The sequence below is a fragment of the Sphingomonas sp. Leaf30 genome (genome assembly GCF_001422525.1).
GTDB lineage: Bacteria > Pseudomonadota > Alphaproteobacteria > Sphingomonadales > Sphingomonadaceae > Sphingomonas > Sphingomonas aerolata.
Genome location: NZ_LMKZ01000005.1, coordinates 26,457 through 52,359, shown reverse-complemented (window position 1 = coordinate 52,359; position 25,903 = coordinate 26,457). Strand labels below are relative to the sequence as shown.

24 protein-coding genes are annotated in these 25,903 nt (G+C 64.7%); 12 read left to right on the top strand and 12 right to left on the bottom strand.

Going from position 1 to position 25,903, the window contains the following annotated elements; translation table 11 throughout:
• Window position 1: 1 nt before the first annotated feature.
• A complete protein-coding gene (locus tag ASE89_RS09665) occupies window positions 2-709 on the bottom strand; it encodes a response regulator transcription factor (protein WP_031393404.1) in 708 nt (235 codons plus the stop codon).
• A 202-nt stretch (window positions 710-911) separates the two neighbouring features.
• Here ASE89_RS09665 and ASE89_RS09660 point away from each other — a divergent pair, with 202 nt between their 5' ends.
• Window positions 912-2,522, top strand: a complete 1,611-nt coding sequence (locus tag ASE89_RS09660) for a phosphoenolpyruvate carboxykinase (protein ID WP_056676750.1) — start codon at window positions 912-914, stop codon at window positions 2,520-2,522.
• A 112-nt stretch (window positions 2,523-2,634) separates the two neighbouring features.
• On the opposite strand, the gene ASE89_RS09655 is transcribed toward ASE89_RS09660, so the two are convergent.
• Window positions 2,635-3,072 carry an NfeD family protein gene (locus tag ASE89_RS09655; protein ID WP_056676748.1) on the bottom strand — a complete coding sequence of 146 codons (438 nt, stop codon included), beginning with the start codon at window positions 3,070-3,072 and terminating at the stop codon, window positions 2,635-2,637.
• Window positions 3,072-4,064 carry an SPFH domain-containing protein gene (locus ASE89_RS09650; RefSeq protein ID WP_056408332.1) on the bottom strand — a complete coding sequence of 331 codons (993 nt, stop codon included), beginning with the start codon at window positions 4,062-4,064 and terminating at the stop codon, window positions 3,072-3,074. The genes ASE89_RS09655 and ASE89_RS09650 overlap by 1 nt, the downstream gene beginning before the upstream one ends.
• A 120-nt stretch (window positions 4,065-4,184) precedes the next feature.
• Here ASE89_RS09650 and guaB point away from each other — a divergent pair, with 120 nt between their 5' ends.
• From guaB to ASE89_RS09635, 3 genes are all read left to right on the top strand, one after another.
• Window positions 4,185-5,642 (top strand): IMP dehydrogenase, encoded by a 1,458-nt coding sequence (gene guaB / locus ASE89_RS09645; RefSeq protein WP_031393400.1) that lies wholly within the window; start codon window positions 4,185-4,187, stop codon window positions 5,640-5,642.
• A 173-nt stretch (window positions 5,643-5,815) separates the two neighbouring features.
• Window positions 5,816-7,003 (top strand): RsmB/NOP family class I SAM-dependent RNA methyltransferase, encoded by a 1,188-nt coding sequence (locus tag ASE89_RS09640; RefSeq protein WP_056676745.1) that lies wholly within the window; start codon window positions 5,816-5,818, stop codon window positions 7,001-7,003.
• Window positions 7,004-7,035: 32 nt separating this feature from the next.
• Window positions 7,036-7,536, top strand: coding sequence for a tetratricopeptide repeat protein (locus ASE89_RS09635; RefSeq protein WP_156363403.1), 501 nt, complete (start codon window positions 7,036-7,038; stop codon window positions 7,534-7,536).
• An 11-nt stretch (window positions 7,537-7,547) separates the two neighbouring features.
• Here the strand turns inward: ASE89_RS09635 and rsmA are convergent, their stop codons facing one another.
• The 4 genes from rsmA to ASE89_RS09615 form a co-directional block, all read right to left on the bottom strand.
• The gene (gene rsmA / locus ASE89_RS09630; protein ID WP_056676736.1) at window positions 7,548-8,399 is read right to left on the bottom strand and encodes a 16S rRNA (adenine(1518)-N(6)/adenine(1519)-N(6))-dimethyltransferase RsmA; all 852 of its coding nucleotides are present in this window, start codon (window positions 8,397-8,399) and stop codon (window positions 7,548-7,550) included.
• The gene (pdxA, locus tag ASE89_RS09625) at window positions 8,396-9,406 is read right to left on the bottom strand and encodes a 4-hydroxythreonine-4-phosphate dehydrogenase PdxA (RefSeq protein WP_082451376.1); all 1,011 of its coding nucleotides are present in this window, start codon (window positions 9,404-9,406) and stop codon (window positions 8,396-8,398) included. Before pdxA ends, rsmA begins: the two co-directional genes overlap by 4 nt.
• 7 nt (window positions 9,407-9,413) lie before the next feature.
• Window positions 9,414-10,817, bottom strand: coding sequence for a peptidylprolyl isomerase (locus tag ASE89_RS09620; protein ID WP_082451375.1), 1,404 nt, complete (start codon window positions 10,815-10,817; stop codon window positions 9,414-9,416).
• A 72-nt stretch (window positions 10,818-10,889) separates the two neighbouring features.
• A complete protein-coding gene (locus ASE89_RS09615) occupies window positions 10,890-13,133 on the bottom strand; it encodes an LPS-assembly protein LptD (protein WP_192003343.1) in 2,244 nt (747 codons plus the stop codon).
• Between the two features lie 221 nt (window positions 13,134-13,354).
• Between ASE89_RS09615 and ASE89_RS09610 the strand changes: the two genes are divergently transcribed.
• The 4 genes from ASE89_RS09610 (at window position 13,355) to ASE89_RS09595 (ending at window position 16,384) form a co-directional block, all read left to right on the top strand.
• Window positions 13,355-14,833 carry a leucyl aminopeptidase gene (locus ASE89_RS09610; RefSeq protein WP_056677265.1) on the top strand — a complete coding sequence of 493 codons (1,479 nt, stop codon included), beginning with the start codon at window positions 13,355-13,357 and terminating at the stop codon, window positions 14,831-14,833.
• 83 nt (window positions 14,834-14,916) lie between these two features.
• On the top strand, window positions 14,917-15,354 hold the full coding sequence (locus ASE89_RS09605; RefSeq protein WP_056676734.1) for a DNA polymerase III subunit chi: 438 nt from the start codon (window positions 14,917-14,919) through the stop codon (window positions 15,352-15,354).
• Between the two features lie 89 nt (window positions 15,355-15,443).
• On the top strand, window positions 15,444-15,866 hold the full coding sequence (gene ndk / locus ASE89_RS09600) for a nucleoside-diphosphate kinase (protein ID WP_031393391.1): 423 nt from the start codon (window positions 15,444-15,446) through the stop codon (window positions 15,864-15,866).
• Complete coding sequence (locus ASE89_RS09595) at window positions 15,866-16,384, top strand: GNAT family N-acetyltransferase (RefSeq protein WP_056676730.1); 519 nt, start codon at window positions 15,866-15,868, stop codon at window positions 16,382-16,384. The genes ndk and ASE89_RS09595 overlap by 1 nt, the downstream gene beginning before the upstream one ends.
• A gap of 24 nt (window positions 16,385-16,408) precedes the next feature.
• On the opposite strand, the gene ASE89_RS09590 is transcribed toward ASE89_RS09595, so the two are convergent.
• From ASE89_RS09590 to purM, 3 genes are read right to left on the bottom strand one after another with little or no spacing between them, the layout of a single operon-like run.
• The gene (locus tag ASE89_RS09590) at window positions 16,409-17,011 is read right to left on the bottom strand and encodes a hypothetical protein (RefSeq protein ID WP_056676728.1); all 603 of its coding nucleotides are present in this window, start codon (window positions 17,009-17,011) and stop codon (window positions 16,409-16,411) included.
• A gap of 25 nt (window positions 17,012-17,036) precedes the next feature.
• Window positions 17,037-17,609, bottom strand: coding sequence for a phosphoribosylglycinamide formyltransferase (gene purN, locus ASE89_RS09585; RefSeq protein WP_056676723.1), 573 nt, complete (start codon window positions 17,607-17,609; stop codon window positions 17,037-17,039).
• Complete coding sequence (purM, locus tag ASE89_RS09580; protein WP_031393387.1) at window positions 17,602-18,705, bottom strand: phosphoribosylformylglycinamidine cyclo-ligase; 1,104 nt, start codon at window positions 18,703-18,705, stop codon at window positions 17,602-17,604. The genes purN and purM overlap by 8 nt, the downstream gene beginning before the upstream one ends.
• 64 nt (window positions 18,706-18,769) lie before the next feature.
• On the opposite strand from purM, the gene ASE89_RS09575 reads away from it, so the two are divergent.
• The 4 genes from ASE89_RS09575 to ASE89_RS09560 are packed head-to-tail and all read left to right on the top strand — an operon-like array spanning window position 18,770 to window position 24,359.
• Window positions 18,770-20,014, top strand: coding sequence for a heavy-metal-associated domain-containing protein (locus tag ASE89_RS09575; RefSeq protein ID WP_056676721.1), 1,245 nt, complete (start codon window positions 18,770-18,772; stop codon window positions 20,012-20,014).
• 11 nt (window positions 20,015-20,025) lie between these two features.
• A complete protein-coding gene (locus ASE89_RS09570; RefSeq protein WP_056676715.1) occupies window positions 20,026-20,670 on the top strand; it encodes a DnaA ATPase domain-containing protein in 645 nt (214 codons plus the stop codon).
• A gap of 15 nt (window positions 20,671-20,685) precedes the next feature.
• Complete coding sequence (locus ASE89_RS09565) at window positions 20,686-22,851, top strand: RNA degradosome polyphosphate kinase (RefSeq protein ID WP_056676712.1); 2,166 nt, start codon at window positions 20,686-20,688, stop codon at window positions 22,849-22,851.
• Window positions 22,848-24,359 carry a Ppx/GppA family phosphatase gene (locus tag ASE89_RS09560; protein ID WP_056676709.1) on the top strand — a complete coding sequence of 504 codons (1,512 nt, stop codon included), beginning with the start codon at window positions 22,848-22,850 and terminating at the stop codon, window positions 24,357-24,359. Before ASE89_RS09565 ends, ASE89_RS09560 begins: the two co-directional genes overlap by 4 nt.
• 24 nt (window positions 24,360-24,383) lie before the next feature.
• Here the strand turns inward: ASE89_RS09560 and ASE89_RS09555 are convergent, their stop codons facing one another.
• Window positions 24,384-24,713 (bottom strand): I78 family peptidase inhibitor, encoded by a 330-nt coding sequence (locus tag ASE89_RS09555; RefSeq protein WP_056676706.1) that lies wholly within the window; start codon window positions 24,711-24,713, stop codon window positions 24,384-24,386.
• Window positions 24,710-25,885: a ribonuclease D gene (gene rnd / locus ASE89_RS09550; protein ID WP_056676703.1), complete on the bottom strand. Its 1,176-nt coding sequence runs from the start codon at window positions 25,883-25,885 to the stop codon at window positions 24,710-24,712. The genes ASE89_RS09555 and rnd overlap by 4 nt, the downstream gene beginning before the upstream one ends.
• Between the last annotated feature and the right edge of the window lie 18 nt (window positions 25,886-25,903).

Sequence of the window (25,903 nt, the reverse complement as noted above, 5' to 3'; positions counted from 1 at the left end):
GCTAATCTTCGGAGAACCGATAGCCTGCCCCATACAGCGTTTCGATCGCGTCGAAATCTGGATCGACCTGTCGGAACTTGCGACGAAGCCGCTTTATGTGGCTGTCGATCGTCCGGTCGTCGACATAGATGTCGTCCTGATAGGCGGCGTCCATCAACTGGTTGCGCGTCTTGACGATACCCGGCCGCTGCGCGAGCGTTTCGAGGATCATGAATTCCGTCACCGTCAGCGTCACGGGCTCGCCTGCCCATAAGGTCCGGTGGCGCGCCGGGTCCATGCTGAGCCGTCCCCGGTCGAGCGGCCCGGCCGCCTCGGCCTCCGTCTCCGTGCCAGGCGACCGGGTCAGTTCCGCGCGCCGCAGGATCGCCCGGACCCGCGCAATCAGCAACCGCTGCGAGAAGGGCTTCGCGATATAGTCGTCCGCCCCCATCGCAAGACCAAGCGCCTCGTCGAGCTCGTCGTCCTTGCTGGTCAGGAAGATGACAGGAATCTGGCTCTTTTCGCGCAGCCGCCGCAACAGTTCCAGACCATCCATACGGGGCATCTTGATGTCGAAGATTGCCAGGTCGGGGGGATTGTCCGTCAAGGCCTTCAGCGCGGTCTCGCCATCCGAATAGACCCGCGTGACAAACCCTTCGGTCTGAAGGGCGATCGACACGGACGTCAGGATGTTTCGGTCGTCATCGACGAGCGCGATCGTTGCCGTCATGGTCTGGCTGTCATCTTCTTGGCGCCCGCCGGGATAAATCTCGGGCTGCGTAGGGCAAAGTGCTAGCGTACTCAACCGGGGTACACCAGACCGCGGCGTGAGTTGCACGCCCTCCGGTCGAATTGACCCGGATCACAGGCCCGCCTAGATCGAGCCTCAACGATATACATACGTATGCGCAAGTGTCTTATGGAGAGATGCCGTGTCTGATTTGCGAACCCCTGCCTCAGGGCTCGATGCGCAGGGAATTGAAACACATGCGGAGGTGCACTGGAATCTGGTGACCGCGCAGCTGGTCGAAGCCGCGCTCGACCGGGGTGAGGGGCGTCTGTCCGCCGACGGGCCCCTGGTCGTCGAAACGGGCGCCCATACCGGACGTTCGGCTCAGGACAAGTTCATCGTCCGCGACGCGGAAACCGACGCGACCGTCTGGTGGGGCAAGAGCAACAAGCCGATGGCTCCGGCGCACTTTGCCGCACTGAAGGCAGATTTCTACGCCGCGCTGGCGCAGAAGAATACGCTGTTCGTTCAGGACCTATATGGCGGATCGCAACCCGATCACCGGGTGAATGTTCGCGTCGTCACGGAACTCGCCTGGCACAATCTCTTCATCCGGACGATGCTTGTCCGTCCGGAAGCGGCAGCGCTGAAAGGCTTTCAAGCCGACTATACGATCATCGATCTGCCCAGCTTCCAGGCCGATCCTGCGCGGCATGGCTGCCGCAGCGAAACCGTCATCGCCGTCAATTTCACCGATCGGCTTATCCTGATCGGGGGTACGAAATATGCCGGGGAAATGAAAAAGTCGGTCTTCGGCCTTCTCAACTACCTCCTGCCGCCGGCCGGCGTGATGCCGATGCATTGTTCGGCAAACATGGGCGCAAACGGCGATACCGCGGTGTTTTTCGGGCTTTCTGGCACCGGCAAGACGACATTGAGTGCCGACGCCAGCCGAACGCTGATCGGCGACGATGAACATGGCTGGTCCGATACCGCCGTCTTTAACTTCGAAGGTGGCTGCTACGCCAAGATGATCCGTCTGTCGGCCGATGCCGAACCCGAGATCTTCGCGACGACGAAGCGGTTCGGAACGGTTCTCGAGAATGTCGTGATGGATCCCACGACGCGCCTGCTGGATCTTGACGATCACACGCTGGCGGAGAATAGCAGGGGTGCTTATCCGATCGACTTCATTCCAAACAGCTCGGCGGAAAATATGGGTCCGGTTCCACGGAACATCGTGATGCTGACCGCCGATGCCTATGGTGTGCTCCCACCTATAGCTAAACTGACCCCGGATCAGGCAATGTATCATTTCCTGTCGGGCTATACGGCGCGCGTCGCCGGCACGGAAATCGGCGTGACCGAGCCCGATGCGACGTTCTCGACGTGTTTCGGCGCTCCGTTCATGCCGCGGCATCCCTCGGTTTATGGTAATCTCCTGAAGGCGCGGATTGCCCGCGGCGGGGTCGACTGCTGGCTGGTGAATACGGGTTGGACCGGGGGCAAATATGGCGTCGGCAGCCGGATGCCGATCAAGGCGACGCGTGCGCTGCTCAACGCCGCGCTGGACGGAAGTCTGAAGACTGCCGAATACCGGACGGACCCGAACTTCGGGTTTCAGGTTCCGGTGAGCGTACAAGGCGTCGACGATGCCATCCTCGATCCGCGGACGACATGGGCAGATACCGATGCCTATGACGCAACAGCGGCTAAGCTGGTCGATCTATTCGTCGAGAATTTCGCGCAGTTCTCGGATCACGTCGATGCCAGTGTGATGCAGGCGGCGCCGAAAGTGACCGAAGCCGCGTAACCGAATGCGCAGCCTGATAGAACTGCGCGTGCCGGATCGGGATTCGGCGTTGAGCCATTCCTGGTCCGGCCATTGAAATTGAACGGACCATCCGAGACGTTGCGACAATCGTCTACTGAGGTTCCACAGCCACCGCGCCGTCCATCACCGCGACAATCCTGACCCGCGTGCCGACCGCCGCGTCGGGCCCGCGTGCGGGCCAGCTGCCGTCACCGACGAGAACACGGCCTTGGCCACCAACGAGCGCCGTCTCGACGATCACGATCTGGCCGATCAATCGCGCCGCGCGGTCGTTCAACAGTGGATCCCCGCCCTCGACCGGATAGTCACGATACCATCGTTTGCCGATCGTGACCGCGACCACACTCCAGACCGCGAAGGCGCCAAGCTGTACGGCGACCGGCAGGTCCGGCAGCGCGAACGCCATCACCCCGGTGAACGCTGCGGCGATCGCCAGAAAGACCAGGAAAACCCCCGGAACAGCCAGTTCCGCGATCCCCAACACCAGCGCAGCGATCAGCCATGCGACGGCCGGTCCGATCCCATACATCAGCTTTTCGGCACCTCGTTGGCGTTCGACAGTTCAAATGGTCCCTTAGGCGCGGGCTTCGCTTGCGAGGTGGTCGGCGGCACCGTGTCGCGCAGGGCATCCTTCGCAATCTCGCCAATGCCACCCAGCGTTCCCATCAACTGGGTCGCCTCGACGGGAAACAGGATTGTCTTCGCATTGGGCGAGGTGGCGAATTTGCCGATTGCTTCGACATATTTCTGCGCAATGAAATAGTTGATCGCCTGGGCACCGCCCTCTTCGATCGCCTGCGACACCGCCCGGGTGGCCGACGCTTCGGCAACGGCCGCGCGCTCGCGGGCCTCGGCATCGCGAAAGGCCGATTCCTTGCGGCCCTCCGACTCCAGGATCCGTGCCTGCTTCTGGCCCTCTGCCCGAAGGATTTCTGAGGCGCGTGCCCCTTCCGCGTCGAGGATGTTCGCGCGCTTCTCGCGCTCGGCTTTCATCTGGCGGCCCATGGCGTTGACGATGTCTGCTGGCGGACGAATGTCCTTGATCTCCACCCGGGTGATCTTGACGCCCCACGGCGTCGTTGCGTGGTCGACGACGCTCAACAATCGCGCATTGATCTCGTCGCGCTTGCTCAACGTCTCGTCGAGATCCATCGAGCCCATAACGGTGCGAAGATTGGTCGTCGTGAGCTGCAGCAGCGCCTGATACAGGTCGGACACTTCATAGGCGGCCTTGGCCGAATCCAGCACCTGGAAGAACACGACCCCGTCGGTCGATATCATCGCATTGTCCTTGGTGATGATCTCCTGCCCGGGAATATCGATCACCTGTTCCATCATGTTCACCTTCCGCCCTACGCGGTAGAAAAACGCCGGATAGAAATTGAAACCGGGCCGCGCGACGGTTGTGAATCTGCCGAAATGCTCGATCGTGTACTGATAGCCCTGACGTACGATCTTGATACTGGTCATCAAATAGAACAGCACCAGCGCCACTGCGAGCCCGGCGACAATCAACCCCATCGGAATATCCCCCATGCGTGTAGTGCTTGGCTATAGCACGGCGTGCGCAGAGGGGCCTAGCCGTGCGCGCCCGCTTTGGTTACATGGCGCGCCACCCCACACCCAGGATCGGCAGCTTTCATGGATATCCGCCTCGGCCTCACTTTCGACGACGTCCTTCTGTATCCGGGGGAATCGGACGTGCTGCCAAGCCAGGCGGACACGCGGACCCAGGTAACGCGGGGCATAGCCCTCAACATTCCGATCCTGTCCTCCGCAATGGACACCGTGACCGAAGCGGACATGGCGATCGTCATGGCGCAGCTCGGCGGTATCGGCGTGCTGCACCGTAACCTGACGATCGAGGAACAGGTTGTCGCGGTCCGTCAGGTCAAGCGGTTCGAATCGGGGATGGTGGTCAACCCGATCACGATCAAGCCGACCGCCACTCTGGGCGAGGCGCAGGCGTTGATGGCCGGCCATCGGATCAGCGGCATTCCGGTCGTCGAGTCGGATGGCAAGCTGGTCGGGATCCTGACCAATCGCGATGTTCGCTTCGCCGGGAACCCGCAGCAGCCGGTCAGCGAGCTCATGACGCACGAGAATCTTGCAACCGTGTCGACCGAGGTCGGCAAGGAGGAAGCGCGCCGGCTGCTGCACCAGCGTCGCATCGAAAAGCTGCTGGTCGTCGATGCCGAGTATCGTTGCGTCGGCCTCATCACGGTCAAGGATATCGAAAAGGCCGTCATGTTCCCCGATGCGACCAAGGACGAAGCGGGCCGCCTGCGTGTCGCAGCGGCGACGACCGTCGGCGACAAGGGCTTCGATCGCACGGAACAGCTGGTCGACGCCGGATGCGACCTGATCGTCATCGACACGGCCCATGGGCATAACCGCGACGTGGGACGTGCGGTGGAGCGGGTCAAGAAACTGTCCAACTCGGTCCAGGTCGTTGCCGGCAACGTCGCGACGGGCGACGCCACCCGCGCGCTGATCGACGCGGGCGCGGACGGCATCAAGGTCGGCATCGGCCCCGGGTCGATCTGCACCACGCGGGTGGTCGCCGGCGTCGGTGTGCCGCAGTTGACGGCCGTGATGGATTGCGCCGAGGCCGGTCACAAGGCCGGCGTACCGGTGATCGCGGATGGCGGTATCCGCACGTCGGGCGACATGGCCAAGGCGCTGGCTGCAGGCGCATCGACCGTGATGATCGGGTCGCTGCTCGCCGGGACGGACGAGGCGCCGGGCGAAACCTTCCTCTACCAGGGCCGCGCGTATAAATCTTATCGTGGCATGGGTTCGGTCGGCGCTATGGGGCGCGGGTCTGCGGATCGCTACTTCCAGGGCGATATCAAGGACCAGCTGAAGCTGGTTCCCGAGGGCATCGAAGGGCAGGTTGCGTATAAGGGTCCGGCACGCGACGTCGTCCACCAGCTCGTCGGCGGGATCAAGGCAGCGATGGGCTATACCGGGTCGGCGACGATTCCGGATCTGCAGGCACGCGCGGAATTCGTCCAGATCACCGGTGCCGGCCTGATGGAGAGCCATGTCCACGACGTCACGATCACGCGCGAGGCCCCGAACTACCCGACGCGCTAGCATCGACGCCTCCCGATGCCGCAACGGGATCGGGAGGGCCCGCCGGCCGGGAATGTGGCGAGCGGATACCTGAAATCATTCCCTTCTGCGTCCGGGAGGGGGTAGGGGCAGGGGATGATGATGATCCCCTACCAAATCACTACCCGATATTGCGCAGTCCCGGGAGGCCGGCCTTGACCCCGTCGGCACGGACCCAGGCCGCGATCGAACTGCTTGACCAGATCATCGCCGCTGCCCGGGAGAGCGGCGCGGCAGCCGACACGCTCATCGCCCGCTACTTCGCCACGCGTCGCTATGCGGGGTCGAAGGACCGTCGCGCCGTGCGTGAGCTCGTCTATGCGGCGATCCGCAAGGCAGGGGATCGGCCTGAGGACGGTCGTGCCGCGATGCTGCTGGTCGCTGATGCCGACCCCGCGCTGGCCGCGACCTTCGACGGCTCTACCCATGCACCAGCGCCGATCGGCAAGGACGAACCGCGCGCACGCGCCGGCGTCGCGCCGCAATGGCTGACCAAGGCGTTGCGGGCATCGGGACTCGACGGCGCGGCGCTCACCGATCTTGCCGGGCGTGCGACGCTCGACCTACGCGTCAACACACTCATCGCGGATCGTCCCGCCGTGCTCGCCGCATTGCCCGAGGCTGAGGCGACACCGCACGCTCCCGACGGCATCCGGCTGCCGACCGGCACGAATGTCGAGGCATTGCCGCTGTTCAATGAGGGGGCGCTGGAAGTCCAGGACGAGGGCAGCCAGATCGTTGGGCTCGCGATGCAGGCCAAGCCCGGCCAAAGGATCGTCGACCTGTGCGCAGGCGCTGGCGGCAAGACGCTCGCGCTTGCCGCGATGATGGCGAACACGGGTACCGTCCTTGCCTGCGATACCGATCGTAACCGGCTGTCACGGCTGGCGCCGCGCGCGACGCGTGCGGGGGCCGTGATCATCGAGACGCAGTTGCTCAACCCGACCCGTGAGATCGAGGCGTTGAGCGAATGGGCAGGCCGTGCGGACGGCGTGCTCGTTGATGCGCCTTGTTCGGGAACAGGCACGTGGCGACGCAATCCCGAGGCGCGCTGGCGCCTGACGCCCGACCGCGTGTCCAGATTGCAGTCGACCCAACAGCAGGTCCTGTCGGTCGCGGCAACGCTAGTGAAACCGGGCGGTGCATTGGTATATATCGTCTGTTCGCTGCTCGATGCAGAAGGCACGGACCAGGTTGCGTGGTTCCTGGGCGCGCATCCCGGCTGGACGACCGCGCCGCTGTCGTTGCCCGCAGGCGCTGTCCACGGCCACGGGGTTCGCCTCGAGCCCGGCCGCGACGGCACCGACGGATTTTTTGTCGCGCGCCTTATCAGCCCATGCTAGCCAAATCCGCTGTGCCCCGCCTGGAGACCATCATGCGTTTTTCGACCGTTGCCGTTGCCGCCGCGCTGACGGTCGTGTCCGTATCGACGTCGCTGAGCGGCCAACGGCCCGATACGCAGATTGATGCGCGGTCGTTGCAACTGCTCGCACAGGGGCGCAGCCTGAAGGCGGCCGGCAATCTCGACGGTGCGACCGACATGCTCGAAACCGCGGTCGCGGTGGATCCGCGCAATCGCGCGGCATTCGTCGAACTGGGCAGGGTCGCAGAGGCACGCGAACTGCCGGGCAAGGCGATCCGCCTTTACCGCGAGGCGCTGCTGCTCGAGCCCAACGACGTCACCGCGTTGCAGGGGCAGGGCAGTGCGTTGGTGATGAAGGGCGCGGTCGTCCGGGCCCGCGACAACCTTGCCAAGATCCGCACCATCTGCAAGGGTCAGTGCCCTGAAGCCGTGCAGCTTGCCGCGATCATCGCCAAGGGGCCGCCGATCACGACCGCGCAGGTCGTAAAGCCCACGACCCCCGCCAAGGACTGAGCGGGACGACCTCAGCCGCTGACGGTGAGCGGCCGTGTCTTCGCGGCGCGCGCCAGTGCCACAAAATCCAGCACCGACAAGGTCTCCGCGCGTCGCGTCCCATCGATCCCGATCCGCTCCAGCGCATCGAGAGCGCCAGGCACCGACTTCAGGCTCTGGCGGAGCATCTTGCGGCGTTGTCCAAAAGCGGCGCCGGTCAGCCGTTCGAGCAGGGCGAAGTCGACACCCTCGGGCGCAGCCTGTGGCGTGATGTGGACGACCGCGGACATGACCTTGGGTGGCGGCGTGAAGGCCGACCTGTGGACCGGCATCGCGATCCGCGACGCGCTTCGCCATTGTGCCAGCACCGCCAGACGTCCGTAATGGTCGCTATTGGTGGTCGCGACAATCCGTTCAGCGACCTCCTTCTGGAACATCAGCGTCAGCGACTGCCACCATGGCACCCAGTCCGCCGACAGCCAGCCGACCAGCAAGGCGGTACCGACATTATAGGGCAGGTTGGAGACGATGTGTGGCTTTGTCTTGAACAACGCCGGTGCGTCGATCACCAGCGCATCGCCCTCGATGACCGTCAACTGCCCCGGGAACGCCTCGCCCAGTTCGGCCAGCGCCGGGATACAGCGGTGATCCCGCTCGATCGCCGTCACGCGCGCACCCGCCGCAAGCAGGGCGCGGGTCAGTCCACCGGGACCTGGGCCGACTTCGAGGACTTCAGCGTCGTGCAGGTCACCCGGCACAGCGGCGATGCGCGACAGCAGTTGCCCGTCGAACAGGAAATTCTGCCCCAGCGCCTTGCTGGCGTTAAGGCCGTGCCGCGCGATCACCTCGCGCAGCGGGGGGAGGACCGTTGCCGGGGCGATCATCGACTTTCGGCGCTTTGCGCGGCACGCCGATCGGATGCCTGGCCGGCCATCGCGATCGCCGCAATCATGGCACCCGGTTCGGCAAGGTCCTTACCGGCGATCGAGAATGCCGTGCCGTGATCAGGCGAGGTGCGCACGATCGGCAGCCCGAGCGTGATGTTGACGCCTTCGTCGAAATGGATGGTCTTGAGCGGCACGAGCGCCTGGTCGTGATAGCAGCAGAGTGCCGCGTCATAGGTCGCGCGCGCGCGCGGGTGGAACAAGGTATCTGCCGCAAAAGGCCCGGTCGCGTCGATGCCCTCCGCGCGCAGCAGGTCGATCGCTGGGGCGATGATATCAATCTCCTCACGGCCGAGCGCGCCCTGTTCGCCCGCATGCGGATTAAACCCGGCAAAGGCGAGCCTTGGAGCCGCAATCCCGAAATTGCGCGTCAAGCCGCGCGCCGTCGCCCGCCCTTTTGCGACGATCAGATCGACCGACAGCAGGGACGCGACGTCGCCGAGCGGTACATGCGTCGTGATCGGCACGACACGGAGCGACGGGCCGGCGAGCATCATCACGGCATTCTCGCCCGCGACGCCGAACCGTTCAGCGACGAACTCCGTCTGCCCGGGATGGGTGAAGCCAATCGCATAAAGCTTTGCCTTCGATACCGGCCCCGTGACCAGTGCGCGTGCTGCTCCGGTCTTGACCAGTCCCACCGCAAGCTCGAGCGCGTGCAAGGCGCAACGGGCGCCCTCGACATCCGGATTCCCTGGCACGATCTCGCCCGCGTCTTCGACGCTCAGCACCGGCAGCGCGCCTGCGAATACCGTGGCCGTTTCGGTAGGATCCGCGATCCGGACCACGGGCCCGGACCAGACCCGCTCGATCGCCCGGATGTCGCCGATCGCAACGAAAGGAGGCAGGTCGTGCGCAACACGCGCGGCCCAAGCCTTGGCGATGATTTCAGGTCCGATCCCCGCAGGATCGCCCATCGAGACGGCGAGGGGGCGCGACTGCGGCATGCCAGGATCAGCGATATTCGACGACGGCGTCACGACGCAGATCGCGCAGCTTCTGCTGGGCGCGCAGATTGACGCGCTGTTGCTCGAGCTGTCCCTGGATCTGTTCCGAACTTGGCAGATTGCCTGACTGCGGATCGTCGCGTCCGCACAGGACGAGGGCACGTACGCCCTGTTCGGCTGACCCGAATGGCGGGCTCGATTCGCCGACCTGCAACTTGAGCATCACTTCCTGAAGCTGCGGCGGGAGATCGCGGATCCGGACCGTGTCATTGTCGACAACGTCGGCGCCGATGCCCGCGGCGACCTTTTCGACGGTGCCACACCCACGCAGATCCTTTGTAGCTCTTGCAAACGCCTCGGCACGGGCTGCGGCCTGCGCCTGCGAGGTATTAGGGGGGAAGCGCAACGTCAGCTGCTTCAGGCTGAGCCGCGCGTCGCGTGGGTCGGCGGTCAGCACCTGGCGCTTGTCGGTCAGGTACAGAATGGAATAGCCGCCCGACACCTCGATCGGACCGGCGACCTGGCCGACCTGCATCGACTGCGTCGCCTGGGCGAGCTCCGGCGGCAGCGTCGATGCACGAACCCAGCCGAGATCGCCGCCGACCGCGCGGGTTGACGCCTCAGAGAATTGCCGCGCATAGGTTTCGAACGGCTGCGTGCCCTTCTGGATTTCCTGGATCAACTGGCGGGCATTGGCATAGACCTGTTGCCCGTTCGTCGCATTCCCGGCGAGATAGATTTCCTTCAGGTTGAACTCGTCCGTACCCTTGGCCGCCTCGAGGCGGTCGATGATGCCTTTGACCTCCTCGTCACCGACGTTGACGAAGGGCTCGACACGCCGCCGCAGATAGCGTTGCCAGGCCAGTTCGCCTTCGATCTGACGCTTGAGCGAGCGATCCGACGAGCCGGTCTGCCGCAGATAGGCCGCCATGGTGGCAGGGGTCCGGTTGAACCGCTTCGACACCGCGTCATAGCTCTGCGTCAGTTCGGCGGGCGTGATCGTGATGTCGGCGGTCTTTGCCTCCTGGATCTGCAGCGTCTCGTCGATCAGCTGCCGTAGGACCTGGAGCTTCAACCGGTCGCGGTCTTCGGGGGAGAGCTTGGCGCCCTCATTGGCCATCGCGATCAACGCAACGCGCTGATCGACGTCGGTGCCGGTGATCACGGAGTCGTTGACGATCGCCGTCGGCTTGCGGACGTTCGGATCAACCTTGCCGAAGATCTGAAGGTTGGTCGGCAGATTCAGCCCGGTATTGTCGGGCACGCTCTGATCGGACACGGTCTGGCCGGATCCTCCAGCGGGCGCGGGCGTTGGCGCGGTCTGGGCAATGGCGCTTGCGGTCAGTGCGGCAAGGACCACAGCGCCGATTACGCGGCCACCACGCGCCGTCAGTCGAACATCATGCTTCAAGGTGTCGGTATCCCATCATCGCGTATCATCGCACGTGCCGCGCGGCCTACCCTGGCTTAGCTGAATGCGGGCTTAGCGGCCAAGATTGGTGAAGGCCAGCGTCAGCAGGAAACTGTTCCCCTTCCGCGCATCACCGGTATCGTTGTACGTCCGCCGCCACGTCGCGCCAAGCCGCAGGCAATCATCTTCGTACTGAACGCCGACACGGTGGCGGATCGGGCTGAAACCGTCGCTGACGGACAGCGGATCTTCCGACTTGTTTGTCAAATCGACGACCCCCGATCCAAAGGCGGACCAGAACCGGGCAAACTGGACACGGCCGGCGACGCGGATCTCCTCGCGGTCGCGCAAATCCTCGATCGCGGCGTCGATGTTGCGGTTCAGCTTGAGATAGCCGACGAGGACATAGGTTGCGCGCGACCCGATCGTGGCGTCGACTTCGTTGCGGCGGATCGCCAGGCTGTCCTTGTCGAGCCGGTAGCGGTGCACCACCGAGACAAAGTCGCGGAATCGCAATTCGCTGCGGCCTACAATATCGGAGAACCGGTCGCTGAGCCCGGTACCGTCGGGCAGGATCGTCGGCCGCGTACCCAGGCGATAGCTCTGTCCGATATTCGTCGTGAAGGCGATCCCCGGAAGGTCGAGCGCCCATTCGCCGCCATAGGTGGCGCGCGAGGAATCCTCGAACCGGTCATACCCAGCAAAGCGGTTCAGTGCGAACAGGTTGGTATCGTCGAGGTCGACGGCGCGCGAATCCTCGTTGGGAATGCGCGTGTTGGCAATGCTCGGTGCGGCGACGAGCTGGACACGCGGCGTGAACCGCTGCGTGCCGCCGAGGAACGTGCCGATGAACGGCCATTTCACGTCGACGGCCGCTGCGCCAATCGCCCGCTTGTGAAACCCTTCGAGTCCGCGATAACTGACGATCGAGGTCGCGTCCGTGTTGTTCGTGTTATAGGCGTCGGCGCGGGCGAATGCCGTGAAGGTGACTTCCTGACCCCAGTTCGTCAGGCGCCGAAGATCCCATTGCGCGCTGGCGAACGCGCGCTGCGTGTCCTGCCCGTCGGTGCGTGTCAGCGCGAGCGTGTTGAGCTGGAGCTGGACGCGGCCCCCGACCAGTCCATCGTCGAAGCGCTTGCGATAGTCGATCTCGGGAAGCGCGATCGGCTGCTGACCCTGGCTGTCATTGACGCGCAGCGTTTGGACGTACCAGCCGGTCAGCGCGAAATAGCTGCTGTCGTCGATCCGCTCGAGGCTGGCCGTGCTGCGCAACCGGTCGTCGCGCGAGATGTCGTAGCGCCGCAGGAACGTCCGGTCGGTCGTCAGGCGGAGCGAGCCGCTGACACTCCAGTTGGGCGTCAGCTGATAGCGTGCCATGCCGTCAAGATAGCCGCGGAACGCCATGCTGGTGTCCGCTGAATTTGCCGTGGTCAGATCGTCGCTCCGGCGGCTTTCGGTCGCATAGGCGCGCAGGCTGAACGCGCCCCTGGTGCTCAGCGCGGAATAGTCTGCCTGGAGCATCGGCAGGACGCTGGTGTAGAGATGCGGCGTGACGACCAAGCCCTGGTTGGGCGCAAGCTTCAAATAATAGGGAATGCTGACTTCGAAACCGTTGACCCGGCTATAGCCGCCATTGGGCGATAGCAGCCCGCTGTCGCTGCCCCCGCCGACGGGATTCGAGAATTTGGGTAGCGGCAGGCTGGGAAGTCCGAACAGGTGCAGGCGCGCGCCGGCGTAATAGATCCGCTTGCGATTGGGTTGATAGGTGACGCTGACCGCGGTTATCTTCCACGTTGGCTCCTTGGGGCAACCGGCCGAGTTGACGACGGCGCAAGGCGTATACGCGGCACTGCGCAGTTCGACCGTGCCATCGGCCTCGCGCGTCCCCTGCTTGGCGGCCAGCCTGCCGCCCTGTTCGAGAACGACGAGCATGTTGTCGACGACGCCGTCTTTCAGCGAGTCGGTCAGCTCGATCGAGTCGCCATAGGCAATGTCGCCCTGGGGGTTGGTGACCGCGATATTACCTGTCGCAAGAACCTTGCCCGTCTTGCGGTTCCACACCACCTTGTCGGCGCGCAGCCGATCGCCCTGGCGGAACATGCGGACCTCGCCAGTTGCCGTGACGATGTCGGCGTCAGTGTCATATTCAAGACCGCTGGCGCTGAACTGCACCTGATCCGGATCCGTTGGGGTCGACGATGTCGGCGTTTCCGGTAGGGGCGGCGCTGCCGGACGCGCCTGGAGATCCTGCGCGCGCGCGGACGCTGGCAGCAGTCCCGATGCGAGCAAGGCGAGCGACAGGGCGCAACCCGCCATAAGGTCGATACGCAACACGATCCGAACCAACCCCTTTTGGAACTGCGGCCGGTCGCCGCCATACCGCGCCGCCTATCGCATCGTCCGCGCGTTGCTGCAATCGCCGTGCGTCGGATCACGGCTATCCACAGGCTTGATCGGCCGCGACCTTGCTTTGCCGGCCTCGCAGCATCAGCTTAGGGGCATCTAGCCCAGTCTATTCAATGTTCTTCGAGGTCCCCATGCAGATCGATTTCACCCCCGTCGCCAAGCCCGATGCGGCCATTCTCGCCGTGCCCGTTGCCAAGGACGCATTGTCCACGACGCGATGGACCGCGATCGGTGACGGCGTCGAGGCGGTCGCAATGCAGGCGGCGGCCGCTGCCCGCTTCACCGGCGAAGCGGGGGCGATCATTGAGGTCTTCGTGCCGGTCGCGGACGCTGTTCGCCAAGTCCTGTTCGTTGGCGTCGGCGCAGGCGGCGATGCGGATTGGGGGAAAGCGGGCGGTGCGGTCACCGCGCGCCTGCTGACGTCGGGCGCCACCGCGGTGACGATCGACCTGGGTGCCGCCTCGACGCCCCCGAGTGCTGCGGCTGCCGCCCGGTTCGCCGCAGCGGCCCTGCAGCGCGCATGGCGTTACGACACGTATCGCACCAAGCTTGCCGAGACGTCGAAGCCCAGCTTGACGACATTCACGATCGCCGGTGCGCCCGAAGGCACCGACGCGGCATGGGCCGAGCAGGCCGCGGTGAGTGGTGGCATGGACCTGACGCGGTGGCTCGTCACGTCGCCGCCGAACATTGTCTACCCCGAGAGCTTTGTCGAGAAGGTGACGAAGGACGTCGAAGGGCTGGGGCTCGAAATCACCGTCCTCGACGAAGCGCAGATGGCGGAACTCGGCATGGGTTCGCTGCTGAGCGTCAGCCAGGGCTCGCGCCGCGAGGCCCGCCTGCTGGCGCTGAAGTGGAACGGAGCCGCTTCCGACGTCCCGACGCTTGCCCTTGTCGGCAAGGGCGTGACGTTCGACTCGGGTGGTATCTCCATCAAGCCGGGCGCGGGCATGGAAGACATGAAGTGGGACATGGGCGGGGCAGGGGCCGTCGCCGGCGCCATGAAGGCGCTGGCGGCGCGCAAGGCCAAGGCCAATGTGGTCGGCGTGATGGGGCTGGTCGAGAACATGCCCGATGGCGCGGCGCTGCGGCCTAGTGACGTCATCACGTCGATGTCGGGCCAGACGATCGAAGTCCTGAACACCGATGCCGAAGGACGGCTGGTGCTTTGCGACTGCGTAACCTGGGTGCAGAAGATGCATCAGCCTGCGACGATCGTCGATCTCGCGACGCTGACGGGTGCGATGATCGTCGCGCTTGGCACCGAGAATGGCGGCATCTTCGCCAATGACGACGCGCTGGCGGACCAGTTGCTTGCGGCTGGTACGGCCAGCGGCGACACGCTGTGGCGCTTCCCGCTGTCGCCCGCCTATGACAAGCTGATCGACTCCCCGATCGCGGACATGAAGAATGTCGGCCCGCGCGGCGCAGGGTCGATCACTGCGGCGCAGTTCATAAAGCGCTTCGTCGACGAAGGCGTGAAATGGGCGCATCTCGACATCGCCGGCATGGTTTGGTCCGACAAGCCGGGAACCCACCACGACAAGGGCGCGACCGGATATGGTGTGCGCCTGCTCGACCGGTTCGTTGCCGACAATTTCGAAGGCTGAACGGCACCTATACCGTCATCCCGGCAGAGGTCGGGATGACGGGGTGCACTTGGGTGGCAGTCTGATTTCGGGGGAGCAACACAATGCAGGTCGATTTCTACCACCTGACCAGCCCGCTCGACCGTGTCCTGCCGCGGATCGCCGAGCGCGTCGTGCAGACCGGCGGTCGCCTGTTGATCGTCGCCGAACCCGAGGCGCAGCGTGTCGCGCTCGATCGGCTCCTCTGGTCCTATGCGCCGGAGAGCTTCCTGCCGCATGCGCATATCGGCGCAGGTGACGACGCGGCACAGCCCATCCTTATTGCCAGCGACGTGACGACGGCCAACGCCGCGCGCAACGTCGCGATCGTCGATGGTCGCTGGCGGGACGCGGCGCTCGATTTCGAGCGAGTTTTTCATGTTTTTGACGAAGAGGCGATTCGCGAGGCGCGGCTGGCTTGGAAGGCGCTGGGTAATCGTGACGGTGTCGAGCGTCGGTACTGGAAACAGAACGATGCCGGCCGCTGGGAACAGGCTGCCTGAAATTGGACGGCATAGGCGTTGCCTTGGGGCCGATCCGCGCCTAAGCGCCGCGCATCCAATTCCCGCCAACACAGGAGCCCGTGACCATCATGGCCGCGAACCGTACCTTTTCGATCATCAAGCCCGATGCCACCCGCCGCAACCTGACCGGTGCGGTCACCAAGATGCTCGAGGAAGCCGGCCTGCGCGTCGTCGCGTCGAAGCGCATCCAGATGACCCGCGAGCAGGCCGAAGGCTTCTACGCGGTGCACAAGGAGCGTCCCTTCTTTGGTGAGCTCGTGTCGTTCATGATCTCGGGCCCCGTCGTCGTCCAGGTTCTCGAGGGCGAGAACGCGATGCAGCGCAACCGCGACATCATGGGTGCGACCAACCCGGCGAACGCCGAGCCCGGCACGATACGCAAGGAACTCGCCGAGTCGATCGAAGCGAATAGCGTTCATGGTTCGGATTCGGACGAGAATGCCGAGATCGAGATCGCCTATTTCTTCAAGCCCGAAGAAATCGTCGGCTGATGCTCTGGCGGCTGCGACGCGCGACGGTTGGCGATGCGCCCGCCCTCTCGCTCGTCGGAGCCGCCTCGTTTCTCGACGCCTACGCAACAGCCTTTGCGGGGGTCGACATCGTCGATCATTGTACCCGGAACAACAGCGTCGCGGTCTTCGAGGCATGGCTCGACGATCCGGCAACGATCGTGACGCTCGCCGAATATGAGCCGGGCCATGCCCCGATCGGCTATTCCGTACTCACGAAGCCTGCATTTCCTATCGACACCGGCCCTCGCGATATCGAACTGCGCCGCATCTATCTCATGAAGCAGGCGCACGGATTAGGTCTCGGCGCCGCGTTGATGGACCGGGCGCTCGCTGACGCGGCCGAGCGCGATTACGCCCGTGTGTTATTGGGTGTGTGGGGCTTGAACGCCCGCGCCCGCGCATTTTACGAACGCCAGCATTTCTCCGTGATCGGCACTCGGCCCTTCAGGATCGGGACGACACCGTACACCGATCCGGTCTACGCCCGCGAAATTTGACGGTCTCAGGGGCAGCGTGGCTCGCTAGCGTTGTTGGCGTGTCCATAACGCGTCCAGCTTTGCCTGATCGCCACCACGTTGCCTGAGCTTCAGGCCTTCCAGTTTCAGTGACCGGCCAAACGAGAACATGCCGGCTTCCGTACGCCAGATCACGTCGTAGATCCCGCTTGCCGAGCCCGAGACGTCGCCATCGGTATAGGTGACCGCAATGAGGACCGGCAGCCGCCCGGTCTGATCGTCCTCGCCCCCATCGGTGGCTTTCAGCAAGGCCTTTTTGAACCAGTCACGCTGGATCTGATCCGTCAGGGCATCCTTGCGCTCGACGCTCAGCGCCGAGGGGAACGCGATCGTCGCCGTCTGGATGTCGTGCTTGTCGTCGCGCAGCAACATCAGCGAATCGCCATCCTCCGCCGCGACGGCACGAATTTCGAAGCGTCGGCTTTCGCGCTGTTCGCTGGCACGCGCGCTCGCCTTCTCGGCCTTGTCCGCGTTGCGTTCGGACCAGTTGCTCCAGAGCGTGAGTGCCGCGATGAGCACACCGGCGACCGCAAGGACCTCTGCCAGCGTTACCCAGCGGCGGCGCGTTTCGGCGGCTTCACGCCGTTCGGTCGGTGTTTCGCGGCTCATCAGATGTCTGTTTTCGGCAGGGCGTTCATCGTTTCACGAACTCGGCAAGCGTCTTGGGGTATAGCGCATGTTCCGCGGCCAGCACGCGATCTGCCAGCGCGTCGGCGTCGTCGCCTGGCAGAATCGGGACTTCGGCCTGACCCAGCACGACGCCGCCATCGAGTTCCTCGGTAACCAGATGGACCGAGCATCCTCCCGTGGCATCGCCCGCCGCGATCGCCCTAGCATGCGTGTCGAGCCCCTTGTATTTGGGGAGCAACGAGGGATGGATATTGACGATCCGATCGCGCCATGCGGCGACGAATTCGTCGGAGAGCAGCCGCATATAGCCGGCCAGCGCGATGACCTCGACCGCGGCGTCCCGGAGCGCCCGATCGATCGCCGCCTCATAAGCCGGTTTGCCCAGCCCGCGGGGAGACAGCGCAAACGTCGCTATCCCCTCGGCCTTTGCCCATGCGATGCCGGCCGCCTCCGGCTTGTCGGACGCGACGAGCACCACCTCATAAGGGCAGTTCGCAGCGCGCGACGCCTCAATTAGCGCGATCATGTTCGATCCGCGCCCCGATAGGAGCACGCCGACGCGCATTCTGTCAGCCATGAGTCGCGGTCCAGTCGGCGCGCGCGCTCCACGTGCCCGCCGAACCGCGCACGGTGCAGCCATGTGTCCCCGCCTCGATCCGCCCGATCGGGAATACCGTCTCGCCCGCGGCTTCCAGCGCAGCGGTGATCATTGTCACATCGTTAGCGTCGACGATAGCGACCATGCCGACGCCGCAATTGAAGGTCCGTGCCATCTCCTCGGGTTCGATAGCACCCTGCGCCTGAAGGAAGGCCATGAGCCGGGACTGCTCCCAGGCATCTGCATCGACGATCGCATGAACGCCTTGCGGCAGAACCCGTGGAATGTTTTCGAGCAAGCCACCGCCCGTGATATGCGCGAGGCCCTTGATGCGGCGCTCACGCAGAAGTGGCAGGAGGCCGGCGACGTAGATCCGAGTCGGCGCCATCAGATGGTCGATCAGCAGCTTGTCCTGATCGAACAGCGCCGGCCGGTCGAGTTTCCACCCGCGGTCGCTGGCGAGCCGGCGGACGAGCGAAAAGCCGTTCGAATGCACCCCTGACGACGCCAGCCCGAGCATGACGTCGCCTGCCGCGATATCGCGGCCGGTCAGCATGTTGGTCCGCTCGACCGCGCCGACGCAGAAGCCGGCAAGATCATAGTCGCCGTCCGCGTACATGCCCGGCATCTCCGCGGTTTCGCCGCCGATCAGCGCACAGCCGGCCGTCTTGCAACCCTCGGCGATCGACGCGACGACGCGCTCTGCAACTTCAGCGTCGAGTTTGCCGCTGGCATAATAATCCAGGAAAAACAGCGGCTCGGCGCCCTGGACGATCAGGTCGTTGACGCACATCGCGACGAGATCGATGCCGACGCCGTCATGTCGGTTCCATTCGATCGCCAGCTTCAGCTTGGTGCCCACACCATCGTTCGCCGCGACCAGCAAAGGGTCGACGAAGCCCGCCGCCTTCAGGTCGAACAGGCCACCAAAGCCGCCGAGATCGGCATCGGCGCCGGGGCGTCGCGTCGAGCGGGCAAGCGGTGCAATCGCGCGCACCAGCGCGTTGCCGGCGGCGATCGAGACCCCCGCTTGAGCGTAGGTATAGGGCGTGGCGGAGTCTGGCGTATCGGTCATGATCGGTGCTGCTAGCCACATCGCGCTTGGATTTCCACGTCTGCTTCGCCAAAAGGCCCGCGTGATGCGTATCCGTGCCCTTCCCACCGCGCTTGCCGGCGCCGCGCTGCTGCTTGGCGGCGGGGCCGTGCTCGCACAGATCGAGGGCGGCAGCCGCGGCGCAGCGCCCGTCGATAGCGGGAGTGCGTACGAGGTCAGCGGCGTCATTGTCGACGTCGCGGGCCCGTCCGCCGATGCTGCCCGCTATGGCGGCTGGCGACTGGCGCAGCGCAAGGCCTGGGTGCAATTGTCGAATCGGCTGGGCGGGGGCGGCGCGCTGGTGTCCGACGGCACGCTCGATTCGCTGGTTTCGGGTATCGTCGTCGAGAACGAACAGATCGGGCCGCAGCGTTATGTCGCCAAGCTCGGCGTCCTGTTCGATCGTACCCGGGCGGGATCGCTGCTGGGCATCTCGAGTTATGCGGATCGTTCGCAACCCATGCTTGTGATACCCGTCCAATGGTCGGGTGGCGTTGGACAGGTCTTCGAACAGCGGACGGAATGGCAGCAGGCCTGGGCACGCTACCGGACGGGCAACAGCAGCATCGACTATGTCCGCCCGTCGGGGTCGGGTCCCGACGCGCTACTGTTGAACGTCGGTCAGACGCAGCGGCCCGGCCGCGGATGGTGGCGGACGATCATCGATCAATATGGCGCCAGCGACATTCTCGTTCCGGTCGTCACGCTCTATCGCCAATGGCCGGGTGGTCCGGTCATCGGAGTGTTCGAAGCACGTCATGGCCCCGACAATGCGCTGATCGGCCGTTTCACGCTGCGTGTCGGTACCCCTGACGGGCTGCCGCAGCTTATGGACACCGGCGTCAAGCGGATCGACGACCTGTACCAGCAGGCGCGGCGGAACGGCACGCTGCGGGTTGATTACAGTCTTTCGCCGCCACCCGCGCCCGATCCGATTGCGAGCGAAACCGCCCCCGTCGACGAAACGGCCGATGCCAATACGGCCGTCCTGACGGGTGGCACCGGCCTGTCGATAACCGTTCAGTTCGATACGCCCGCAGCGGCGGCGGTTACCTCGACGGAGGCGGCGCTGCGGGCGATTCCCGGCGTCCGGTCGGCCGCGACCACCAGCCTCGCACTCGGCGGCGTGTCGCTGATGCGTGTCGCCTATGATGGCGATCCGGCAGCGCTCAAGGCGGCGCTCGAAGCGCGCGGCTATCAGGTGTTCGGCTCGGGCCAGACCATCCGGATCCGCCGGACCGCACAACTTCTTCCGCCGGACCTGCCCGCGGACAATGCGACGACAGGGTGAGCGCGGATCGAATGACTCAAATTGCGCTGCCGCTCGGTTGGCCGGCGGATCCCCGTGACGACGCCTTCCTCGTAACCCCTTCAAATGTCCGTGCGGCGCAGACGCTGGAGCATTGGGCGACCTGGCCGGTGATGACCGCCATCCTGACCGGTCCGCGAAAGTCGGGCCGCAGCCTGCTCGCGCGGATCTTCGCGGCCAAGAGTGGCGGGACGATCATCGACGACGCAGAACGCGTACCCGAGACACAGCTTTTCCACGCCTGGAACCAGGCCCAGGAAGAGCAAAAACCTTTACTCATTGTCGCTGACGCGGCGCCGCCCGAATGGAAGGTCAAGCTTCCCGACCTGCGATCGCGCCTTGCTGCGAGCCCGATCGCGGCGATCGGTGCACCCGACGACGAGCTCATGCGCCTGTTGCTTGCGCATCTGTTCGAGCGCCGCAACGTCGATGCACGGCCCGATCTCATCGACTGGCTCGCGTCGCGAATCGAGCGTAGTCATATTACCGTCACGCGAACCGTCGATGCGCTGGATCAGGAAACCATGGAACGCCGCAAGCGCTTGTCCATTAATCTTGCACGCACCACGCTGACCGAGGCTGGCCTGATCCTACGACCGCAACTTGCCCTTGATCTGCCGCTTTTTACGTCACCTTAAGACCCCAGAGGATCGATGAACCGTCCAGCGCATATCGTCCGCCAAGCGGAAGACGACGACGATCCCATCGGCGCTCAGCCGAACGACCGATTTTTCAACCGTGAGCTTTCCTGGCTCGCGTTCAATCGGCGCGTGATCGAGGAGGCGTGCAATCCGGCGCATCCGTTGCTCGAACGGCTTAGATTTCTCTCTATTTCGGGATCCAATCTCGACGAGTTCTTCATGGTGCGTGTCGCCGGACTGAAGGGTCAGCAGACGCAGGACGTCGATCGTCGCTCGGCCGACGGCTTGACCGCCGGGCAGCAGCTGACCGCGATCATCCGCGAAGCGGACGCGCTGATGGAGAGCCAGCAGGCGGTCTGGGGTGATCTTCGTCTGCTGCTCGACGAGGCGGGGCTGTTTGTCCTGCGCCGCGATGCCGTAGAGGGCGAAGCCGATGACTGGCTCGAAACACATTTCCGCGAGCAGATCTTTCCGATCCTGACCCCGCAGGCGCTCGACCCCGCCCATCCGTTCCCATTCATCCCGAACCGGGGCCTGTCGGTAATCTTCGACCTCGTCCGTCGGTCAGACAACGAACCAGTCCGCGAACTGGTCATGTTGCCGCACACCATGACGCGCTTCGTGCGGTTGCCTGGCGAGCCCGCGCGCTACGTCGCGATCGAGACGCTGCTCAAGCGGTTCGCGCCCGTACTGTTCCCTGGCTATGAGGTTCTTGCCGCCGCGAGCTTCCGCGTCCTGCGCGACAGTGACATGGAGATCGAGGAGGAGGCGGAGGACCTTGTCCGTTACTTTGCCAACGCGATCAAACGCCGCCGCCGGGGCCGGGTAATCCGGCTCGAGCTGGAAACCGGGATACCGGACGTGCTGGCAGCCGTGCTCAAGGATGAACTGGGCGGTGCCGAGGCGATCATCACCGAAAGCGGCAATCTGCTGGGCATCGTCGATCTCGACGGACTGGTCGAGGAGGATCGCCCCGATTTGAAATTCCCGCCCTTCACGCCGCGCTTTCCGGAGCGGATCCGTGAATTTGGCGGTGACTGTTTCGCAGCGATCAAGGCCAAGGACATCGTCGTCCACCACCCCTATGAAACGTTCGAGGTGGTGCTCGCTTTCCTGAAGCAGGCGGCAAACGATCCCGACGTGGTGGCCATCAAGCAGACGCTCTACCGCGCCGGCAAGCAGCCGGCCGTCATCAACGCGCTGATCACGGCCGCCGAGGCCGGAAAGTCTGTCACCGCGGTGGTCGAACTCAAAGCACGGTTCGACGAGGAGCAGAACATGGTCTGGGCCTCCGCGCTGGAACGCGCAGGGGTGCAGGTCGTCTATGGATTTATCGACTGGAAGACCCATGCAAAGGTCTCCCTGGTCGTCCGCCGAGAGGGGCAGGCGTTCCGGACCTACTGCCATTTCGGTACCGGCAATTATCACCCCGTCACAGCCAAGATCTACACTGACCTCAGCTTCTTTACCGCCGACGCGGCGGTCGGACGCGATGCCGCGCAGATGTTCAACTACATCACTGGCTATGTCGAACCGACGGACATGGCCCGTGTCAGCCTGAGCCCGCGGGACCTCCGGAGGAATCTGATGACCCTGATCGACGTTGAGATCGCCAATGCGCGCGCGGGGCGACCGGCAGGGGTCTGGGCGAAGATGAACTCGCTGGTCGACCCTGCGGTGATCGAAAAGCTGTACGAGGCGAGCGGGGCAGGGGTCGAAATCGACCTCATCATCCGCGGCATCTGCTGTCTCCGACCGGGTGTGCCCGGCCTGTCCGAAACGATCCGCGTCAAATCGGTGATCGGCCGGTTTCTCGAACACAGCCGGATCTGGGCTTTCGGAAACGGGAAGGCTTTGCCGAACGACGGAGCGAAGCTGTTCATCTCGTCCGCCGACTGGATGCCGCGTAATTTCGATCGGCGCGTCGAATATATGCTGCCGATCCTCAACCCGACGGTGCACGACCAGATCCTCGACCAGGTGATGGTCGCCAATCTCATCGACAACGAGCAAAGCTGGGAGCTAGGACCCGACGGCGATTATTCGCGCGTCGATCCCGGCGATCGTCCGTTCAACCTGCATCGGTATTTCATGACCAATCCGTCTCTTTCCGGCCGTGGTGCATCGCTTGCCACGAGCGCGACCGTGCCGACGCTTTCGCTCCGTCGACAGCGATGAGCGTTACCAACCTCCTGTTCGGCACCGCGACGCCAAAGGTTGAGGTCGACGACCATCCGCGCACCGGGATCATCGACATTGGATCGAACTCGATCCGGCTCGTCGTCTATCAGGGACCGCCCAGACTGCCGGCGATCCGGTTCAACGAGAAGGTGCTGGCGGGCCTCGGCCGCGGATTGGCGGCGACGGGCACGATCGAAAAGTCAGCACTCAAGACCGCTAAGGTAGCACTCGCGCGGTTTGCCGCGGTCGCGCGCGAGATGGAGTGTTCGACGCTGCGGACGGTCGCGACGGCAGCGGTTCGCGATGCCCGGAACGGTGGTGACCTCATCGCCGCGGCAGAGGAGTTGGGGCTCAAGGTCGAGACGTTGTCGGGCGGACAGGAGGCGAGCGCTGCTGGCTATGGCGTGCTGTCTGCGATCCCTGAGGCGGATGGCATCGTCGGCGATCTCGGCGGCGGCAGCCTCGAACTCGTACGCGTCCGCCGTGGCAAGATTGAGGACAGCGTCTCGTTCCCGCTCGGCGTGCTGCGTATCGGACCGATGCGGGCGAAACGCGGCAAAGTGCTAGAGCGCCATGTTGCGCGGCTCGTGCGCGACGCCGGCTGGGCCGCACGCGGGCAGGGGCTGCCACTGTATCTTGTCGGCGGATCATGGCGCGCGCTGGCGCGGCTCGATATGGAGTTGTCCGACTATCCGCTGCCGATCATCCATCAATATCCGATGACCGCGGCGACCGTGACGCGGCTCAGCCGCACCATCCCGCAATTGTCCAAGCCACGCCTAAAAGCCATTCCGGGCCTGTCGTCCGGGCGGATCGCGACGCTCGGCGATGCCGCCGCGTTGCTCGGCATTCTCATGCGCCAGCTCGGCAGCAAGACGACGATCGTCTCCGCCTATGGCCTTCGTGAAGGGCTGCTCTACGGCGACCTTAAGCCGGCGGCGCGGGCCCTCGACCCCCTGATCGAAGCCGCCCGCGAGGAGGGGCGACTGCTCGGCCGCTTTCCCGAACATGGTGATCTGCTCGATCGCTGGATCGCGCCGTTGTTCGTTACCGAGCCCCCGGCGGTGGCGCGCTTGCGCCACACCGCCTGCCTCCTCGCCGATGTAGGTTGGCGCGCCAATCCGGAATTTCGGGCCGAGCGCGGGGTCGAGGTCGCGCTACACGGCAATTGGGTCGCGATCGACGCACCGGGTCGCGGTATGCTCGCCCAAGCCCTGTATACCAGCCTTGGCGGTGACCTGGCCGCCGCGGATCCCGTGGAGCGCCTGGCGACACCCGCAGAGATCCAGAGCGCAACGGCCTGGGGACTTGCGATGCGTCTCGGGCAGCGAATGAGCGGCGGGCTTGCCGGACCGCTCATTCGCTCGCGCATCACCGATGATGGCGTATCGCTGACGCTTACGCTGCTACCCGCAGATCGGGGACTCTACGGGGAAGCCGTTGAGCGGCGACACGCGGCGCTTGCCGCGGCGATCGGCCGGAAACCTGTGCTCGCGATCGCCTGACCGGAGACGAACGCGGGGTCAGGCTCAGGCGCAGGTGAAACGCTCGATCCTGCTCGCGCCGTCGACATAGACATTCAGGCGATCGGTCCGAAAGTCCATCGTCACCGCGTCGTTCGGCGCAATCCACCGCAGCGTCCGCGCGCCCGATCGGGGCAGCATCACATCCGCGCGTGCATCGCTTGCGCGCTTGCCGATCAGATCGCCCAGGGCTTCAATCTTGCACGTGGCACCGGGCGGGGTTGGCGTCGCGGCACCGGGCGGGGTTGGCGTCGCGGCACCGGGCGTGCGGTCGCGCATCTCGACTGGCATGCACCCCGCTGAAGCAAGCACGACCGCAAGCAGCGCCCGCTTCATGCCGCGTCCTCCGTACGGGTCATTTTCAACTTTCCGTTGATCACCGCGAAGGCCAGTCGGCCTTCGACCAGATCCAGCGCGTCGCGGCCGAACTGGTCGAACCGCCACCCCTCTAGCATCGGCAAGCCCGTCCGCACGCCCGCGGCCAGCGCCTCGAGTTCGTCGGTCCTCGCAAGAAGTTTCGACGCTACATCAATATCTCGCGAGCGGATTTTGAGAAGGAGCTTGAGCAGATCCGCGACCAGCGAGCCCTCCTTGCCAAGGCCCGGCTTGCGATCGTCGCGGGGCGGCAGCTCATCGTCGCCGAGCGGCTGTGCCTGCTCGATCGCGAGCATCAGCCGCGCCCCGATATCGTTGCCAGCCCAGGTGGCGGAAAGGCCCCGGACGCGGGCAAGGTCGGACTGTTTCCGCGGCGGATGCCCCGCCATGTCGCCGAGCGTCTCGTCCTTGACGATCCGCCCGCGCGGCAGATCCTTCGCCTGCGCCTCGAGCTCGCGCCACCGCGCCAGCGCCTTAAGCCGTCCGAGCACCTCGGGCTTGCGGCCCGAGATCCGCACGCGCTTCCACGCCAGATCGGGATCGTTCGCATAATTGGCGATGTCGCCGAGCCGCTCCATCTCCTGGTCGAGCCACACGCCGCGCCCGGTCTTGCGCAGCCGCTCGAGCATCTTGGGGAAGATCTTCGACAGATGCGTGACGTCGCCGATCGCATATTCGATCTGGCGTGCATCCAGCGGGCGCCGCGCCCAGTCAGTAAAACGCGCACCCTTGTCGACGGCGATCCCGAGCCAGCTGTCGACTAAGTTTGAATAGCCAATCTGTTCGCCCTGGCCGAGCGCCATCGCCGCGACCTGCGTGTCGAACAGCGGGAAGGGCGTCTTGCCCGTGAGGTTATAGACGATCTCGATATCCTGTCCGCCGGCATGGACGACTTTCAGCACGTCGTGATTCTCGACGAGAAGGTCGAGCAGCGGCTTCAGGTCGATGCCCGGGGCCATCGGGTCGATCGCGGCAGCTTCCTTGTCGTCGGCGATCTGGATCAGGCACAGCTCCGGGTAATAGGTGCTTTCGCGCATGAATTCGGTGTCGACGCACACATAGTCGGCGTCAGCCATGCGCGCGCACAGATTGGCGAGCGTGGCACTGTCGGAGATAAGCGGGTGGATATGCATGGCGTTTCCATAGCGAGG

Coding starts and splice junctions, on each gene's coding strand:
- ASE89_RS09665 (WP_031393404.1), bottom strand. CDS start 709: ATGACGGCAACGATCGCGCTCGTCGATGACGACCGAAACATCCTGACG.
- ASE89_RS09655 (WP_056676748.1), bottom strand. CDS start 3,072: ATGTATGGGATCGGACCGGCCGTCGCATGGCTGATCGCTGCGCTGGTG.
- ASE89_RS09650 (WP_056408332.1), bottom strand. CDS start 4,064: ATGGGGTTGATTGTCGCCGGGCTCGCAGTGGCGCTGGTGCTGTTCTAT.
- guaB (WP_031393400.1), top strand. CDS start 4,185: ATGGATATCCGCCTCGGCCTCACTTTCGACGACGTCCTTCTGTATCCG.
- ASE89_RS09635 (WP_156363403.1), top strand. CDS start 7,036: ATGCGTTTTTCGACCGTTGCCGTTGCCGCCGCGCTGACGGTCGTGTCC.
- rsmA (WP_056676736.1), bottom strand. CDS start 8,399: ATGATCGCCCCGGCAACGGTCCTCCCCCCGCTGCGCGAGGTGATCGCG.
- pdxA (WP_082451376.1), bottom strand. CDS start 9,406: ATGCCGCAGTCGCGCCCCCTCGCCGTCTCGATGGGCGATCCTGCGGGG.
- ASE89_RS09615 (WP_192003343.1), bottom strand. CDS start 13,133: ATGGCGGGTTGCGCCCTGTCGCTCGCCTTGCTCGCATCGGGACTGCTG.
- ASE89_RS09610 (WP_056677265.1), top strand. CDS start 13,355: ATGCAGATCGATTTCACCCCCGTCGCCAAGCCCGATGCGGCCATTCTC.
- ASE89_RS09605 (WP_056676734.1), top strand. CDS start 14,917: ATGCAGGTCGATTTCTACCACCTGACCAGCCCGCTCGACCGTGTCCTG.
- ndk (WP_031393391.1), top strand. CDS start 15,444: ATGGCCGCGAACCGTACCTTTTCGATCATCAAGCCCGATGCCACCCGC.
- ASE89_RS09595 (WP_056676730.1), top strand. CDS start 15,866: ATGCTCTGGCGGCTGCGACGCGCGACGGTTGGCGATGCGCCCGCCCTC.
- ASE89_RS09590 (WP_056676728.1), bottom strand. CDS start 17,011: ATGAGCCGCGAAACACCGACCGAACGGCGTGAAGCCGCCGAAACGCGC.
- purN (WP_056676723.1), bottom strand. CDS start 17,609: ATGGCTGACAGAATGCGCGTCGGCGTGCTCCTATCGGGGCGCGGATCG.
- purM (WP_031393387.1), bottom strand. CDS start 18,705: ATGACCGATACGCCAGACTCCGCCACGCCCTATACCTACGCTCAAGCG.
- ASE89_RS09575 (WP_056676721.1), top strand. CDS start 18,770: ATGCGTATCCGTGCCCTTCCCACCGCGCTTGCCGGCGCCGCGCTGCTG.
- ASE89_RS09570 (WP_056676715.1), top strand. CDS start 20,026: ATGACTCAAATTGCGCTGCCGCTCGGTTGGCCGGCGGATCCCCGTGAC.
- ASE89_RS09565 (WP_056676712.1), top strand. CDS start 20,686: ATGAACCGTCCAGCGCATATCGTCCGCCAAGCGGAAGACGACGACGAT.
- ASE89_RS09560 (WP_056676709.1), top strand. CDS start 22,848: ATGAGCGTTACCAACCTCCTGTTCGGCACCGCGACGCCAAAGGTTGAG.
- ASE89_RS09555 (WP_056676706.1), bottom strand. CDS start 24,713: ATGAAGCGGGCGCTGCTTGCGGTCGTGCTTGCTTCAGCGGGGTGCATG.
- rnd (WP_056676703.1), bottom strand. CDS start 25,885: ATGCATATCCACCCGCTTATCTCCGACAGTGCCACGCTCGCCAATCTG.